The 13,575-nt window shown below is 31.1% G+C and carries 18 protein-coding genes; 15 read left to right on the top strand and 3 right to left on the bottom strand.

Features of this window, described 5'->3' with window-relative positions; translation table 11 throughout:
• Window positions 1-26 precede the first annotated feature (26 nt).
• The 3 genes from AS157_RS03320 to AS157_RS03310 are packed head-to-tail and all read left to right on the top strand — an operon-like array spanning window position 27 to window position 1,103.
• Window positions 27-536, top strand: a complete 510-nt coding sequence (locus AS157_RS03320; RefSeq protein WP_077289675.1) for a ferritin — start codon at window positions 27-29, stop codon at window positions 534-536.
• A gap of 4 nt (window positions 537-540) precedes the next feature.
• Window positions 541-726 carry an HTH domain-containing protein gene (locus AS157_RS03315; RefSeq protein ID WP_077289676.1) on the top strand — a complete coding sequence of 62 codons (186 nt, stop codon included), beginning with the start codon at window positions 541-543 and terminating at the stop codon, window positions 724-726.
• Window positions 723-1,103, top strand: coding sequence for a desulfoferrodoxin (locus tag AS157_RS03310; protein ID WP_077289677.1), 381 nt, complete (start codon window positions 723-725; stop codon window positions 1,101-1,103). The genes AS157_RS03315 and AS157_RS03310 overlap by 4 nt, the downstream gene beginning before the upstream one ends.
• Before the next feature lie 23 nt (window positions 1,104-1,126).
• Here the strand turns inward: AS157_RS03310 and AS157_RS03305 are convergent, their stop codons facing one another.
• The gene (locus tag AS157_RS03305; protein WP_077289678.1) at window positions 1,127-2,782 is read right to left on the bottom strand and encodes an HD domain-containing phosphohydrolase; all 1,656 of its coding nucleotides are present in this window, start codon (window positions 2,780-2,782) and stop codon (window positions 1,127-1,129) included.
• A 109-nt stretch (window positions 2,783-2,891) separates the two neighbouring features.
• On the opposite strand from AS157_RS03305, the gene AS157_RS03300 reads away from it, so the two are divergent.
• The 4 genes from AS157_RS03300 to AS157_RS03285 all read left to right on the top strand — a co-directional run bounded on the left by AS157_RS03300 (window position 2,892) and on the right by AS157_RS03285 (window position 6,431).
• Window positions 2,892-3,254, top strand: a complete 363-nt coding sequence (locus tag AS157_RS03300) for a PadR family transcriptional regulator (protein ID WP_077289679.1) — start codon at window positions 2,892-2,894, stop codon at window positions 3,252-3,254.
• A 474-nt stretch (window positions 3,255-3,728) separates the two neighbouring features.
• Window positions 3,729-3,920, top strand: coding sequence for an SHOCT domain-containing protein (locus AS157_RS03295; RefSeq protein ID WP_077289680.1), 192 nt, complete (start codon window positions 3,729-3,731; stop codon window positions 3,918-3,920).
• Between the two features lie 161 nt (window positions 3,921-4,081).
• Window positions 4,082-4,636: a thymidine kinase gene (locus tag AS157_RS03290; protein WP_077289681.1), complete on the top strand. Its 555-nt coding sequence runs from the start codon at window positions 4,082-4,084 to the stop codon at window positions 4,634-4,636.
• 4 nt (window positions 4,637-4,640) lie between these two features.
• On the top strand, window positions 4,641-6,431 hold the full coding sequence (locus AS157_RS03285; RefSeq protein WP_077289682.1) for a 5'-nucleotidase C-terminal domain-containing protein: 1,791 nt from the start codon (window positions 4,641-4,643) through the stop codon (window positions 6,429-6,431).
• A gap of 29 nt (window positions 6,432-6,460) precedes the next feature.
• Here AS157_RS03285 and AS157_RS03280 read toward each other — a convergent pair whose 3' ends face one another.
• Both AS157_RS03280 and AS157_RS03275 read right to left on the bottom strand, forming a co-directional pair.
• A complete protein-coding gene (locus AS157_RS03280; protein WP_077289683.1) occupies window positions 6,461-7,102 on the bottom strand; it encodes a lactate utilization protein in 642 nt (213 codons plus the stop codon).
• Between the two features lie 13 nt (window positions 7,103-7,115).
• The gene (locus tag AS157_RS03275) at window positions 7,116-7,739 is read right to left on the bottom strand and encodes a redox-sensing transcriptional repressor Rex (RefSeq protein WP_214494959.1); all 624 of its coding nucleotides are present in this window, start codon (window positions 7,737-7,739) and stop codon (window positions 7,116-7,118) included.
• Between the two features lie 298 nt (window positions 7,740-8,037).
• On the opposite strand from AS157_RS03275, the gene AS157_RS03270 reads away from it, so the two are divergent.
• From AS157_RS03270 to AS157_RS03235, 8 genes are read left to right on the top strand one after another with little or no spacing between them, the layout of a single operon-like run.
• Window positions 8,038-8,520 (top strand): Na+/H+ antiporter subunit E, encoded by a 483-nt coding sequence (locus AS157_RS03270; RefSeq protein ID WP_077289685.1) that lies wholly within the window; start codon window positions 8,038-8,040, stop codon window positions 8,518-8,520.
• Window positions 8,517-8,774 carry a cation:proton antiporter gene (locus tag AS157_RS03265; protein ID WP_077289686.1) on the top strand — a complete coding sequence of 86 codons (258 nt, stop codon included), beginning with the start codon at window positions 8,517-8,519 and terminating at the stop codon, window positions 8,772-8,774. The genes AS157_RS03270 and AS157_RS03265 overlap by 4 nt, the downstream gene beginning before the upstream one ends.
• Window positions 8,771-9,091: a monovalent cation/H(+) antiporter subunit G gene (gene mnhG, locus AS157_RS03260; RefSeq protein WP_077289687.1), complete on the top strand. Its 321-nt coding sequence runs from the start codon at window positions 8,771-8,773 to the stop codon at window positions 9,089-9,091. Before AS157_RS03265 ends, mnhG begins: the two co-directional genes overlap by 4 nt.
• Window positions 9,088-9,327, top strand: a complete 240-nt coding sequence (locus AS157_RS03255; protein WP_077289688.1) for a Na(+)/H(+) antiporter subunit B — start codon at window positions 9,088-9,090, stop codon at window positions 9,325-9,327. Before mnhG ends, AS157_RS03255 begins: the two co-directional genes overlap by 4 nt.
• Window positions 9,324-10,043 carry a Na(+)/H(+) antiporter subunit B gene (locus AS157_RS03250; protein ID WP_077289689.1) on the top strand — a complete coding sequence of 240 codons (720 nt, stop codon included), beginning with the start codon at window positions 9,324-9,326 and terminating at the stop codon, window positions 10,041-10,043. The genes AS157_RS03255 and AS157_RS03250 overlap by 4 nt, the downstream gene beginning before the upstream one ends.
• Window positions 10,044-10,045: 2 nt before the next feature.
• Window positions 10,046-10,387, top strand: coding sequence for a sodium:proton antiporter (locus AS157_RS03245; RefSeq protein WP_077289690.1), 342 nt, complete (start codon window positions 10,046-10,048; stop codon window positions 10,385-10,387).
• On the top strand, window positions 10,384-11,733 hold the full coding sequence (locus AS157_RS03240; RefSeq protein ID WP_077289691.1) for a complex I subunit 5 family protein: 1,350 nt from the start codon (window positions 10,384-10,386) through the stop codon (window positions 11,731-11,733). Before AS157_RS03245 ends, AS157_RS03240 begins: the two co-directional genes overlap by 4 nt.
• The gene (locus AS157_RS03235; protein ID WP_077289692.1) at window positions 11,734-13,575 is read left to right on the top strand and encodes a proton-conducting transporter transmembrane domain-containing protein; all 1,842 of its coding nucleotides are present in this window, start codon (window positions 11,734-11,736) and stop codon (window positions 13,573-13,575) included.

The raw sequence follows: 13,575 nt of genomic DNA, 5'->3' as shown, positions 1-13,575 counted from the left end.
AAACTTAACTAAAAGGGGGGATTATTATGTTAAACGAAAAAATGATTCAAGCTTTGAATAATCAAGTGAATGAGGAATTTTATTCGGCGTATTTATACCTTTCCATGGCAGCATATTTTGAAAATATTGGATTAAAGGGATTTGCAAATTGGATGAGGATTCAAGCAATGGAAGAAAGAGATCATGCGATGAAAATATTTGATTATCTTGCACGACAGGGTGCAAAGATTAAATTGGTGACAATAAATGAGCCACCACAAGATTTTGGAGGTATAAAGGAAATTTTTGAAGAAGTTCTTAAACATGAACAACATATTACTTCCAAAATAAATGAATTGGTTGATTTAGCGGAAAGTTTGAAAGATAGGGCTACTTTTAATTTCTTGCAGTGGTTTGTTGATGAGCAAGTAGAAGAGGAAGAAAATGCAAATGATATTCTAAGTCAATTGGAATTAATTGGTGATAATAAAAACGCACTTTTCATGCTTGATAAGGAACTTGCTCAAAGGGTTTACACACCAATTGTTGCGGAGTGATATTATGAACAAGGAAAAGGTAATTGAAGTATTAAGAAATGAAGGCAAACCTATGAAAACTGGAGAAATTGCTGAAAAATTAGGAGTAGATACCAAACTTGTAAGTAAATTAATTAAAGAGTTGAGGAAAGAAGGTAAGGTAGAAAGTCCAAAGAGATGTTATTATTCAATAAAGGAGGGAAAATTATGACAAAAAGAGGACAAATATACAAGTGTGAAAAATGTGGAAATATTGTTGAAGTTTTGCACGAAGGTGCTGGGACACTTGTTTGCTGTGGAGAACCGATGAAACTTTTGGAGGAAAAAACGGCAGATTCTACTCAAGAAAAACATGTTCCGTTTATTGAAGAAATTGAAGATGGTTATAAGGTTAGGGTTGGAGAAAATGCAATGCATCCTATGGAAGAAAAACACTATATAGAATGGATAGAACTAACAGTTGACGGAGTTGTTTACAAAAAATTTTTGAAACCTGGTGGTAAACCTGAAGCAATTTTTGAGGTGAAGAAGGGAAGTAAGGTTTCAGCAAGAGAGTATTGTAATATACATGGACTTTGGAGAAAGTAACCCGGGGATATACCCCGGGTTATTTAATTGTGTTCATTTAAATTATCCCATAATTCTTTGATTTCTCTTTCATATTTTTTGAAGAGCTCTAATATTTTTGGGTTAAAATCATCAGGTGATGTTCTTCCATCACCTTTTATTATTATTTCCAATGCTTTTTCGTGTGAAAGAGCTGCTTTATATGGTCGTTTAGAACGTAGTGCGTCATAAACATCTATTATGTTAACAATTTGTGCTTCTATTGGTATTTTATCTCCCTTTAAGCCATATGGATAACCTTTTCCGTTGTATTTTTCATGATGGTATAGTGCAATTTTTTTTGCTGTCTCAAGCCTTGGATCACCATTTAATATCTCTGCACCCCATATTGTGTGTTTCTTCATTATTTCCCATTCTTCTTTTGAAAGAGGGCCAGGTTTTGATAGTATTTTTGGAGGGACTTTTATTTTACCTATATCATGTAATGGCGAATAAAGGTAAACTTTCCTAACAAGGGTTTTTGGTAATTGCAGTTTTTTTGCTAGAAATTCAGATAATATTTGCACTCTTTTTATATGATTTCCTGTAGTTTCGTCAAATCCTTCTACTATGTTTGACATTTTTTCTATGAATAATTCATAGGTTGATTCAAGTTCACCAGAATATCTTTCAATTTCACTGTATGCATCAAGCAGTTCTTCGTTTGTTGATTTAAGTTCTTGGAAATTTGCTTCAATAATGGAAATCATATCTGCTACTTCATTGATTAGAAAATCTATTTCTTTTATATTTGATGAAATTTTTGAAGAGTTAAATGTTTGGTTTGTAAGATAATTTTTAGTCTCATCTACTAGATTTTTAATAGGTGTTGCTATTGATTCTTTAAGTTCTTTTTCAATATTTTTATGTACGGTCTTTGCAAGTAAAAAGATGAGAAGTATACTAAATATAGAAGTGAAATAATATGGCAAAAGTTCTAAAAATAAATTTTTATAAATGACAAAATATACATCACCGCGAGCTTCTTTGGATACTATTAGATAGCTTTTATAAATATATTTACTTTTTTTTGTAGTAACATCAAATTTTTTTCCAATATTTTCTTGAGTTCCATAAAGAATTGTGTTGTTATTTTTTGAGACTAACAGTGCGTTTTTGCTTAAAGTTTTTAAAAATTTTGGATTTAAATCTATCCCAATTACACCTGAAATGTTTTTTCCTTCTACGTATTTTGAAACGGTAATTACAATTTCTTTTGTAATTTTGTCAACATAAGGTTCAGTAATTTGAACTTTATCTTTTTTATTTATTGCAGATACGAACCAAGGTCTGTTTTTTGGATTTTCATTTTCTATCGAAGAATTATGTGGATATATAATAAGGTTTTTTTGCTCAGTTGAGAAGTATATATATGAAATTTCTTTTGAAAATTTTTTGTATATATTTTTTAAAGCATTTTCTAATTTCTTTTGATCATCTACAAGTTGTGGATCAAGAGAAATAAATTGTAGAATGTTTTCAAGGTTAAAAAATAAGTTGTTCCATCTTTCTGTGGATCTTTCAAGTTGAATGAATGCTTCTATTGATATAGAACGAAATCCTAAAAAAATAAAGAATATTCCAGAGACTACTGCAATAACAATGAATGGAATGATGAGATGTTTGTTAATTTTTCTTTTAAAAAAGTCATTTAAATTCAAATTATCACCCCATTACTCTTTTACATTAGTATTTTAACATGATTTTGTGAATTTTATAAGCGAAAAGGATGGTATAATTAAAACAGTAAAAGTATGTGGAGGTGAATTTGTGCCAAGAAGACTTGGAAGAAGAGGTAGAGGGTTTGTGTTAGGAGATTTTTTAACGGCAAGTTTACTTTTATTGTTAAAAGAGAAACCTTCTCATGGTTATGAACTTGTACAAAGACTTTTTGAATCTAAATTTTACAATTTCAAACATGATCCAGGTGTCATATATAATATATTAAGAAAGTTGGAAATAAATGGGTTTATAACATATGATTTGGAAGAAGGGGATGGCCCATTTAGAAAGGTGTATAAGATTACCCAAGAAGGAGAAAAGTATTTAATGTTGATTAAAAGTGAAATAGAGAGCCTAAGCGAGCAATTGAAAAATTTTTTGGATAAATTTTACAAAATGGAAGAAAGTTAATCTATTAGAGTATAACTTTACTTAATGAAAACTTTAAAAGATAGATAATTAGACAAAAAATGAAAAAAACAAACGAGTTTTTAGGAAATTTTAATAATTAGGTATTATACTATTGTTACCCAACCAATAATGGGAAAGGTCAGGGAAAATATACCTATAAAGTATGCGGTATCAAAAGAGACTTATTTTTACCGATATAGTTATATATGAAAATTATGTAAAAACAGTTGTTATTGCTGTTAAATTTATTTGTATTAAAAAATTTTTTTATTTTAAAGGAAGAATGTTTATAATCTACAGTTGGCGATGGTATGGAATAGAACTATAATGAAATAAAAATTATAAAGAAAGCGAGTTTTTTTTAATACTGAATGAGAAATTAGCAAAGGGTGAAACAAGAAAAAAGCAATATTCAAGAAAGAGGAGACTTATTTTAAGGAATTAAAGGAAAGTTGAAATATGATGTTAATATAGTTGTTATTATTAGGAGTTTTAATTTGGTATTTTATAAAAAATTCCGATGTGTTGAAAAAATTAGGTAATTTTCAAAATAATAGTGATGATGCAAAGAAAAAGGCTTTAAAAATATTAAATGAAAAATTTGTTAATGGAGAAATTACAGAAGAAGAATATCTTAGAAAGAAGAAACTTATCAATGAAAATTGAAAATAAGATCTATTGTAGAGGATCGTTAAAAATAAGTAATGGAATATTATGGAAAAATGTATTATTAAAATTTCAAATGTATTAAATCCCTTCTTTTTTAAAAGAAGGGATTTTGTTGTGATATAATATATTTAGAATTACATCATTTTGGAGGGAATAAAATGCCTGGTAAAATAACGGTAATTACTGGACCCATGTATTCTGGTAAAACAACGGAACTTTTGTCTTTTGTTGAGATTTATAATATCGGGAGAAAAAAGACAAAGGTTTTTAAACCAGCTATTGATAATAGATATGGCGAAGATATAGTGTCAACTCATACGGGATTTAAAGTTAAAGCATTTAAGGTTGATAAATCCAAAGAAATATACAAATATATTGATGAAACGGTAAGTGCAATTTTCATTGATGAGGTGCAATTTTTTGATATTGAACTAATTGATCTTGTAAAAGATTTGGTTTTCAAAGGTATGGATGTTTATTGTGCAGGGTTAGATATTTCTTATCTTGAAAATCCATTTGAAACTACAGCAAAGCTTTTAGCTATTGCAGATGAGGTTATAAAGAAAAAAGCGGTGTGCGAGAAATGTGGAGAACATAGAGCTACATATTCATACAAAATAGTTCCAGATGGTGGAGAAATAGATGTTGGTGGTAAGGAAAAATACATAGCAATTTGTAGAGAATGTTTGTATAAGTTGAAAAATGGGAGGTGATGTTGTGAGAAAGATTTTTGTTTTATTTTTGTTTGTTTTTATGGTTTTAAGTTTTTCAGTTCAGTTGGTTATTTTACATACCAGTGATTTGCATGGAAACATTTTACCAATTAGTTATGCTACAAACAAGCCTTCTGATGTGGGACTTGCAAAAATTGCAACTCTAGTAAAGCAAATGAGAAAGGAATGTGGGAGTGTTATTTTGATCGATTCTGGAGATTTAATACAAGGTACTCCATTGGAATACTATCACGCAAGAATTGACAACAAACCTATTGATCCTATGATTTTAGTCATGAACAAATTGGGATACTCTGCATGGACATTGGGAAATCATGAATTTAACTATGGATTGGATATTTTGAACAAGGCGGTTTCAGAGGCGCAATTTCCGGCATTGAGTGCGAATATATTAGATGAAAATGGAAATTCCGTGTTTAAGCCTTATCATATAGTTAATGTAGGTGGAATAAAAGTTGGAATTTTAGGTTTGACTACAAAATTTATCCCAAATTGGGAGGATCCAAAAAATATAGAGGGCTTAAAGTTTGAAGATCCTGTGAAAGTTGCAAAGAAGTACGTAAAAGAATTAAGGAATAAAGTGGATGTTGTTGTTGTAGCGTACCATGGAGGATTAGAAAGGGATCCAAAAACAGGTAACCCAACTGAGGAATTGACAGGTGAAAATCAGGGGTATCAACTTTTACAAGAAGTAAATGGGATTGATGTGTTATTGCTTGGACACCAACACAGAACAATTGCTACAAAAATAAATGGTGTACCAGTATCAATGCCATCAAAATGGGGGAAATACCTTGGAAAGATTGTTTTAAATTTAGAAAAAGTTAATGGAAAGTGGAAAATTATTGATAGTTCTGTGGAAGAAATACCTGTAAAAGGTGTTGAAGCTGATAATGAAGTCGTTGCTATGGCAAAGCCATATGAAGAAAAAGTTCAAGCATGGCTTGATCAACCTGTAGGTTACGCTAAAGGAGATTTTTGGATTTATGATCCATTATTTGCAAGATTACAGGATAATAGTTTAATTGAATTCGTTAATAAAGTTCAAATGTACTACAGTAAGGCTAAAATTTCTTCGACAGCTTTGTTCAATAACGACATAAAAGGTTGGAAAAGTGGGCCAATAACATTAAGGGATATAAATGCCGTATACATTTATCCTAATACATTAAAGGTTATAAAAGTTACAGGAAAAGATATAAAGGAAGCTTTGGAAAAAAGTGCAGATTATTTTGCTTTTAATAATTTTAAAGTTTCTGTTAATAAAACTTGGATTGAGCCAAAACCAAGACATTACAATTATGATATGTGGGAAGGTATAAGTTATAAGATAGTGCTAAATAATCCTTCAGGGAATAGAATAATTGATTTGATGTTTGAGGGGAAGCCCATCGAAATGGACAAAGAATATGAGATTGTATTAAACAATTATAGAGCCGGTGGTGGTGGAGGATATACGATGTTTAAAGGGAAACCAGTTGTTAGAGAGGTAATGATGGAAGTATCAGAATTGATGGCAGATTATGTCCTTAATAGAAAGGAAATAAAAGCAACAACTGATAATAACTGGGAAGCAGTTGTTAAATTTGAATATACGGTAAAACCCGGTGACAATCTTTGGAATATTGCAAAGAGATTTGGAGTTTCGATGAGGGATTTAATAAGATGGAATAATATTAAGAATCCCTCAATGTTAAAAGTAGGAGAAAAATTACTGTACTATAAAAACTATATTGAAACTTTGCCACCTATAAAGGAAGTTTCAGGTTTTTAAAATCCAAGGGGAAATCCCCTTGGATTTTTTTATAAACCTAATTCTTCCAAAACAAGGATAACTTTAATCCTTCCAGGATGCCTGTGACCAGATTCTATGATTGTGTAGTAATTACATATTCTTTGAGCTGAGGCACAATCAACGCAATATCCTGTTTGTGTACAAGGTGTATTTAAGTCTAGACGTTTGCTGTTCATTGGAGATATGTATCTAATTCTTTCCCTTGCTTCTAGTAGATTTGAAACGATTTTATTTACACTGGTTACCAGAATTACATTTTTTGGTCCGTATATTACAGCTGCTACTCTGTTTCCATTCCCATCCAAAAGTGCTATCTCACCATTTTCGGTTATTGCATTTGCACTACAAATGTAATAATCTGCAAAAAAGGCTTTTCTTTCTAATTCGTATTTTTCTTCTTTTGATTTAGCACTATATCTGTCATAAAAAATGTAATTTCCATTTCTTAGCGAATCTAATAGTTTGATTTGATTTAACGTTAGAGAACCACCTGTGGCAACAGAGGAATTTTCTGGAATAAGATCCAATACTTTCTTGAGTGCTTCTTTTGTGTCCTTGGCTATGTATGCATCGTGACCTTTTTTATTTAAATTATCTGCAACTTTTCTTGCAAGTGAAAAGTACTTCCAAAAATAAAGATCATTTCTCATTACTTTCACCTTCCTATTTTAAACTTCTTTCAATTTTAAAAGATAGCGCTTTAAAAGATAAAGTGATATCCACATCTTCTACTGGAAGTTTTGTTCTTAATTTTATTGGCGCAAAATTTATTAATCCTTTTACACCTAGTTCTTCAAGTTTTTCAACCACTAATTGAGCGGCGTTTTCGGGAACGGCAACCACAGCAATTTCGACGATATTTTTTTTGAAAAATTCTTCGATTTCAGAAATGTGTTTGATTTGAAGTTTACCGATCTTTTTTCCAACCTTTGATCTGTCTGCATCGAATATTCCAATTATATTAAATTTTTCTTTTTTTAAGCCTTCATAACTTACAAGTGCACTCCATATATTCCCCGCTCCTATTACAACTACATTCCAAATTTTATTAACACCTATTATCTTTTCAAGACTATTCATCAATTCGTATGTGTTATATCCTACACCTCTTTTTCCAAACTCTCCAAAATATGAAAGATCTTTCCTTACTTGACTTGATTTAATTCCTAGTCTTTCCGCAATGTCTTTTGATGCAACAAACTCAATGCCTTCTTCGTATAGCCTGTTTAAACATCTATAGTAAAGGCCTAATCTTTTTACAACTGGTTTTGGTATTTTCTTTTCCATCTTTTTCCTCCTTTCAATTTTGTGAAGATAGTCACAATAAATTATACTATATTTTTCACAAATAATTCAAGAGGGAATTGATAGAAATAATGATGAAAAATTTTTGTTTTGTTTGTTTTGATATTTAGAAATATTGTTTAAAAATAAACAAAATTTGTCTATATGGAATAATTTGAATAGATTTTTGTGATTTGAATAATTTCAGTTTTATGTTAAAATACATTTAGAAAGTGGACATTATAACTCGGAATTTAATAATAAATTCAAATTTAGTATTCTTTATAAAGGAGGGAACGTTATGAGTTTATCAACTTTTTTTGTGACCTATTTCACATGGATATTACTAACAGGTTATAGTAATGTTTCAGAGCTTATTGTCGGTTTTTTTGTGTCGCTTGTTATTTCCATGATATTTAAAAAGTATTATGGAATAAAATTTGACAGGTTATTTTTAGTAAGATTTGTGAAATTTGTGTTAATATATCTTCCTGTTTTTATATGGGAGATGATAAAGGCGAATTTTGATGTAGCTGTACGTGTTTTAAATCCTAAACTTCCTATTAACCCCGGGTTTGTTAAATTTAACACAAATTTAACAAAAGATAGTGCGAAATTTGTGCTTGCAAACTCTATAACTTTAACTCCAGGGACTTTAACATTAGATGTTAAAGAAGATGTTCTCTATGTTCATTGGATTAACGTTAAAACTACAGAAGAAGGAGAAAAGAAAAAATACATTTCGGAAAAGTTTGAAAAAATTCTAAAGGGGGTATTTGAATGATTTTCTTACAATACATTTATTTTGTACTTGTGGGTCTAGGAGTTTTATTATCTTTTTTAAGAATCTTATTTGGACCTACAAGTGCAGACAGAGTTGCTGCCCTTGATACTTTAAACGTAGTTTTAACTGGAACAATAGTTTTTTTAGCATTGATTTTTAACAATGGGTTGTATCTTGACATAGCACTGGTTTATGGCTTGTTATCTTTTGTTGAAACTGTAGTTATTGCACGGTATTTGGAGGGGAAAAAATGATTATAGTGGGATATATACTGATTGGAATTGGTGCGTTTTTTTATTTTTTGGGAGGACTTGGGATTTTTAGGATGCCTGATGTTTACAATAGGCTTCAAGCTGGTACCAAAGCTACAACTTTGGGTTCATTTTCTGTTGTATTAGGTGTAGGGCTTGTTAATATTGATTATTTACCAAAAGCTTTATTGATAATAGCATTTATTGCTTTGACTAACCCTGTTGGGAGTTCAGTTTTAGCTAGAGCAGCGTATTTGAAAGGGATTAAACCTACGGAAAAAACTATAGTTGATGAATATAAAGGTGGTGAAGAAGAATGACAATCATCACTATTTTTGTAGGGGTCTTGATGATTATATCAGGAATTTATGCAGTAGAGGCAAAAAAAATACTTGATTCTTTTATAGCGCTTTCGCTTTTGAGCTTGTTGTCTGTGTTTTTGTTTGTAATTATGAAAGCTCCAGATGTTGCTATTACAGAAGCATCGGTGGGGGCCGGCTTGACAACAGCAGTATTAATTTTAGCTTTGAGAAGAATAGGTGGTGAGAAAAAATGAGAAGAGTTTTTTCTGTTTTAATAGTATTAGGTTTGATTTTGTTCTTATCAAATTCTTTATCTATTCTTCCAAAATATGGACAGGCAAAAATTTCTAAAGTTTCGGATGCTTATATAAATAAAAGTGTGAATAGTGAAAAAAAAGAGGTTAAGTTTGGTGAAACTAAGGATTTGGAAGATGGTGCCGCAAATGTTGTAACTTCAATAGTGGTTGATTACAGATCTTTTGATACTTTAGGTGAAGTTACGGTACTTTTCACTTCGGCATTAGGTGTAGGTTTTGTTTTACATGGGATTAGGAGAAAAAAATATGGAAGAGTGCCCAATTTTGTTTTGAGAGTATCTGTGGGAATTTTGTTGCCTCTAATACTTTTATTTGGAGCTTATGTGTTTATTCATGGTCATCTTACACCTGGTGGAGGATTTCCGGGTGGAACGATAATAGCTGTAGGAATACTTTTATTGTACTTATCAAACGAAGAGTTTTCTCTTTCGAGAACATCCAAATTTGTCGAAAGTTTTGCAGGAAGCTTGTACATAATTTTGGGATTAGTTGGATTGGCTATAGGAGGAGTATTTCTTGTCAATTTCCTTCCAACGGGAGTAATAGGTACTTTGTTTAGTGCTGGTATTATACCAATTGTATATATTTTAATTGGATTTAAGGTTGGTGCGGAATTATCCGGAGTTATTGCCGATATGTACAGGGAGGGATAATAATGGTCTATTATATTGCTTTTGTTTTAATAGGAATAGGTATATATGGAATCTTAACTCAGAAAAATTTGTTTAAATTTCTAGTATCTTTAACGATTATAGATACCGCGATAAATATATTTATAATTTCTCTTGGGTATATTGAAGGAAAAGATGTGCCAATATATTCTCAATATACCCCTGTTGCCAATTTTGTAGATCCATTACCACAGGCATTGGTACTTACAGCAATTGTAATTGGTGTTGGGACACTTGCGCTTGGAGCATCTTTATTGATAAAAGTTTACGAAAAATACGAAATTTTAGAAGTTGAAGAAATCGCCGCAAAGGAGGCGAAAGAATGATGGCATTACTTGTTGTTGTACCTTTACTTTCTGCGTTTTTGTTTGTACCTTTTAAGGAAAAGGCAAAATATATTCTTCCATTTATAGTTATTATTAACCTTTTTTTATTGATGAATCTTTCTGTTAATTCGACGGTGCAGATGGGAGGATGGAAGGCACCATTTGGAATTGTTTTAGTTTTAGATTCTGCAAGTTTTAACACACTTTTGGTTGTTAACATAATATTTTTAATTGTTTCGTTGATACCTCAAATTGCCGATGGTTTATCGATAGTAGTATTGATTTTACTTTCTTCATTGAATGGAATAATTTTAACCGGTGATATTTTCAACTCGTTTGTTTTCTTAGAAATAACAGCGGCTGCAGCTTACATTATTGCATCTTCAAAGAAAAATTATTATGGTGCGTATAAATATCTTATTGTTGGAAGTGTTGCAGGTGGATTTTATCTTTTAGGTGCTATATATGCATACATAGGAACAGGTTCTTTGAATTTTGCAGATATTTCGCTTAACATGAAAAGTTCATTTTTGCCTTATGTTGCCCTTATGTTGTTTATAGGTTTGGCAGTTGAAAGCAAAATTTTACCATTAGCAGGTTGGGTCCCAGACGTTTATGCTTCTGGTTCTGCAATAACACCAACTATTTTGGCGACAGGTGTAACTTTTTCAATGTTTTACCTTTTAAGTAGGATATTTATCACGGTTTTTAATGGTTATTTTTTGGATATTTTGTATGTTTTTGGGTTGATTACTTTGGTATTAGCTGAAATTGCCGCATTTAGACAGGAAAATCTTCTAAAAGCGTTCGCATTTTCTTCTATAGCGCAAGCGGGTTTAGTATTAAGTGTGCTTTCTTTAAATACATTTAACGCATTAACTGCTGCTTATTTTCATTTGTTGAATGATGCAACCTCAAAAATAATTTTATTTGTTATTGGTGCAACCTTAATAGGAAGTTTTATGAATAACAAAACTGCAGGTATTTCCTTTAGTATTGCATCATTTTCGTTAATTGGTTTTCCACTTTTTGCAGGATTTAGAAGTAAATTATTAATTTTGCAAAGTGCATTTGAAAAAGGGGATTATTTGTTACCTGCACTTTTGTTGTTTTCAACTATAATAGAAGCTGCATATTTGTTGAGGTGGAATATAAAGCTTTGGTATGGTAAGTATAAGAAAGATTCTAATATTTCATGGAATATTGTGTTAATTGCTTTGGTGTTATCTCTACTTTTAATTTATATAGGTATATACCCTGAAATGTATCTAAAGATATCTGAAAACATATCACAAGGTATAATGAGCTCTCAGACGTATATTAATAACGTTTTAGGAGGGATGTAAATGATATCCTTAACTAATTTAATATTGGTTTTCCTTTTTGGTTCAATCGTAAGTTATCTGTTGACAAAATCTAACAGAGTTTTAGGTTCAATATTTAACTTTTTACTCACCGCGTATGCACTTTATGAAGTTTGGAATTTAAATATAAATTATAGTGAAAAACTTTTTGGACTTTTTAACAATTTAGAAAGTACATTTAAAGTTACATATTTAGGAAAGTATTTTGCTTTAGTAAGTATGATTATAATTTCTTTTGTGGCATTTTTTATAATTGAATGGATTAAGAAAAAGGGTATTAAACCTGCTGCTTTTAATGCCTTTATGTTGATTATGATTTCTGGAGTTTTAGGGGTATTTTTTGCAAATGACTTGTTAACTCTTTACATTTTTTGGGAATTAGCCGTTTTGGGTTCATTTTTGATAGTTCCCATGGGAAAAGAAGATTCAAAAAAAGCAGCTGTAATTTATGCTGTGACAAGTGCCATTGGAAGTTACATGTACCTTTATGCAACCTTTGCAATTTTTAAGAGGTATGGTGTGCTTTCATTTGAACAGGTATCTCAGCAATTAGTTAATGATTCGTCGTTAGTTAAATGGTTTATAATTTTATTTATTGCAAGTGCTGGTATAGCAAAAAGTGGAATTTTTCCACTCCATACTTGGCTTAGAATTACCCACGGTAATGCTCCAGATGCGTTTAGTGCAATCTTATCTGGTCAATTGGTAAAAATGGGATCTTATGTTTTGGCAATTGCAATATCTGTTTTCCCAACTGTTCAAATGTTTTCTTCATTTTATCATGGGATTCCACTACTTAATTACCTTTTAATTTGGCTTGGTAATATTTCAATATTAATTGGTACGTTTATGGCAATTAGGCAAAATGATATGAAACAACTAATTGCATTTTCATCTATTGCAAATGGTGGATACATCCTCGTGGGATTGGGAACTATGAATTCAATAGGTTATGCAGGTGGATTGTTTCATGTATTTAACCATGCAATAGCTGCTGCTATGATTTTCTTATCTTTTGCAGCAGTTGTGTATAGGACGGGAACCACGAAGATTGATGAAATGGGTGGGTTAATTTGGAGAATGCCATGGACATTTGTTACATATCTTGTTGGAATAATTTCACTTGCGGGGATACCACCTACAAGCGGATTTATATCAAAGTGGATGATTTTTAGTGCGCTTGTCAACAAGGGTATGTTTATCACGTTGGCAATTACATTTATTGGAAGTGTTGGATCTTTTCTTTATGTTTTTAGACCATTAGCAGGTGTATTTTTGGGACAGCTAAAGAGAAAACATGCAGATGTAAAAGAAGTCCCCGGTATTATGTTAATACCTATGTTGTTGTTTGTTGTTCTGGTACTTTATATTGGAGTTTATCCAAAGCCAGTTTTAGATTATATAAGTTCAATAGAGAAAGTTCTTGGAATAAAACCTATTTCATACAGTGGATTTGAGATAGTAACTCCTCTGGGTAAGTGGAATACTTTAACAGTTTTTACAATGTTTGCAGTAGGTTTTATAATCGCAACAGTTTTGTATTTGATATTCCCAAGGGGAAAGAGGGTTGAATTAACTGATCAATATACTGGTGGGGATTACTTATACAATTATGACTTGTACCACTATGCGACAGGATTTTATAGGTTTATCGAACGATTGTACGATAGACATCCATCTTTTGAAAAATTGTATGGTATGTTAGCTGTGTTCTTTAGATCAATTGGTGATATTGTAACTGGTTTGATTTATAAACCAAGTCCGAGTGGATACGTTTTTTGGATTTCGGTTGTAATCCTCATAATATATTGGGTGAGGTGGTAA

This window comes from Thermosipho sp. 1244 (genome assembly GCF_018588215.1).
GTDB classification, from domain to species: domain Bacteria; phylum Thermotogota; class Thermotogae; order Thermotogales; family Fervidobacteriaceae; genus Thermosipho; species Thermosipho affectus.
Note: the sequence above shows the minus strand (reverse complement) of the source record. Positions and strands in the feature narration are given on the sequence as shown.

What these genes read in the sequence shown, in the direction of transcription:
- mnhG (WP_077289687.1), top strand. Translation starts at nt 8,771, where the DNA reads ATGATTATAGTGGGATATATACTGATTGGAATTGGTGCGTTTTTTTAT.
- AS157_RS03290 (WP_077289681.1), top strand. Translation starts at nt 4,082, where the DNA reads ATGCCTGGTAAAATAACGGTAATTACTGGACCCATGTATTCTGGTAAA.
- AS157_RS03320 (WP_077289675.1), top strand. Translation starts at nt 27, where the DNA reads ATGTTAAACGAAAAAATGATTCAAGCTTTGAATAATCAAGTGAATGAG.
- AS157_RS03280 (WP_077289683.1), bottom strand. Translation starts at nt 7,102, where the DNA reads ATGAGAAATGATCTTTATTTTTGGAAGTACTTTTCACTTGCAAGAAAA.
- AS157_RS03310 (WP_077289677.1), top strand. Translation starts at nt 723, where the DNA reads ATGACAAAAAGAGGACAAATATACAAGTGTGAAAAATGTGGAAATATT.
- AS157_RS03250 (WP_077289689.1), top strand. Translation starts at nt 9,324, where the DNA reads ATGAGAAGAGTTTTTTCTGTTTTAATAGTATTAGGTTTGATTTTGTTC.
- AS157_RS03275 (WP_214494959.1), bottom strand. Translation starts at nt 7,739, where the DNA reads ATGGAAAAGAAAATACCAAAACCAGTTGTAAAAAGATTAGGCCTTTAC.
- AS157_RS03240 (WP_077289691.1), top strand. Translation starts at nt 10,384, where the DNA reads ATGATGGCATTACTTGTTGTTGTACCTTTACTTTCTGCGTTTTTGTTT.
- AS157_RS03265 (WP_077289686.1), top strand. Translation starts at nt 8,517, where the DNA reads ATGATTTTCTTACAATACATTTATTTTGTACTTGTGGGTCTAGGAGTT.
- AS157_RS03315 (WP_077289676.1), top strand. Translation starts at nt 541, where the DNA reads ATGAACAAGGAAAAGGTAATTGAAGTATTAAGAAATGAAGGCAAACCT.
- AS157_RS03255 (WP_077289688.1), top strand. Translation starts at nt 9,088, where the DNA reads ATGACAATCATCACTATTTTTGTAGGGGTCTTGATGATTATATCAGGA.
- AS157_RS03235 (WP_077289692.1), top strand. Translation starts at nt 11,734, where the DNA reads ATGATATCCTTAACTAATTTAATATTGGTTTTCCTTTTTGGTTCAATC.
- AS157_RS03245 (WP_077289690.1), top strand. Translation starts at nt 10,046, where the DNA reads ATGGTCTATTATATTGCTTTTGTTTTAATAGGAATAGGTATATATGGA.
- AS157_RS03270 (WP_077289685.1), top strand. Translation starts at nt 8,038, where the DNA reads ATGAGTTTATCAACTTTTTTTGTGACCTATTTCACATGGATATTACTA.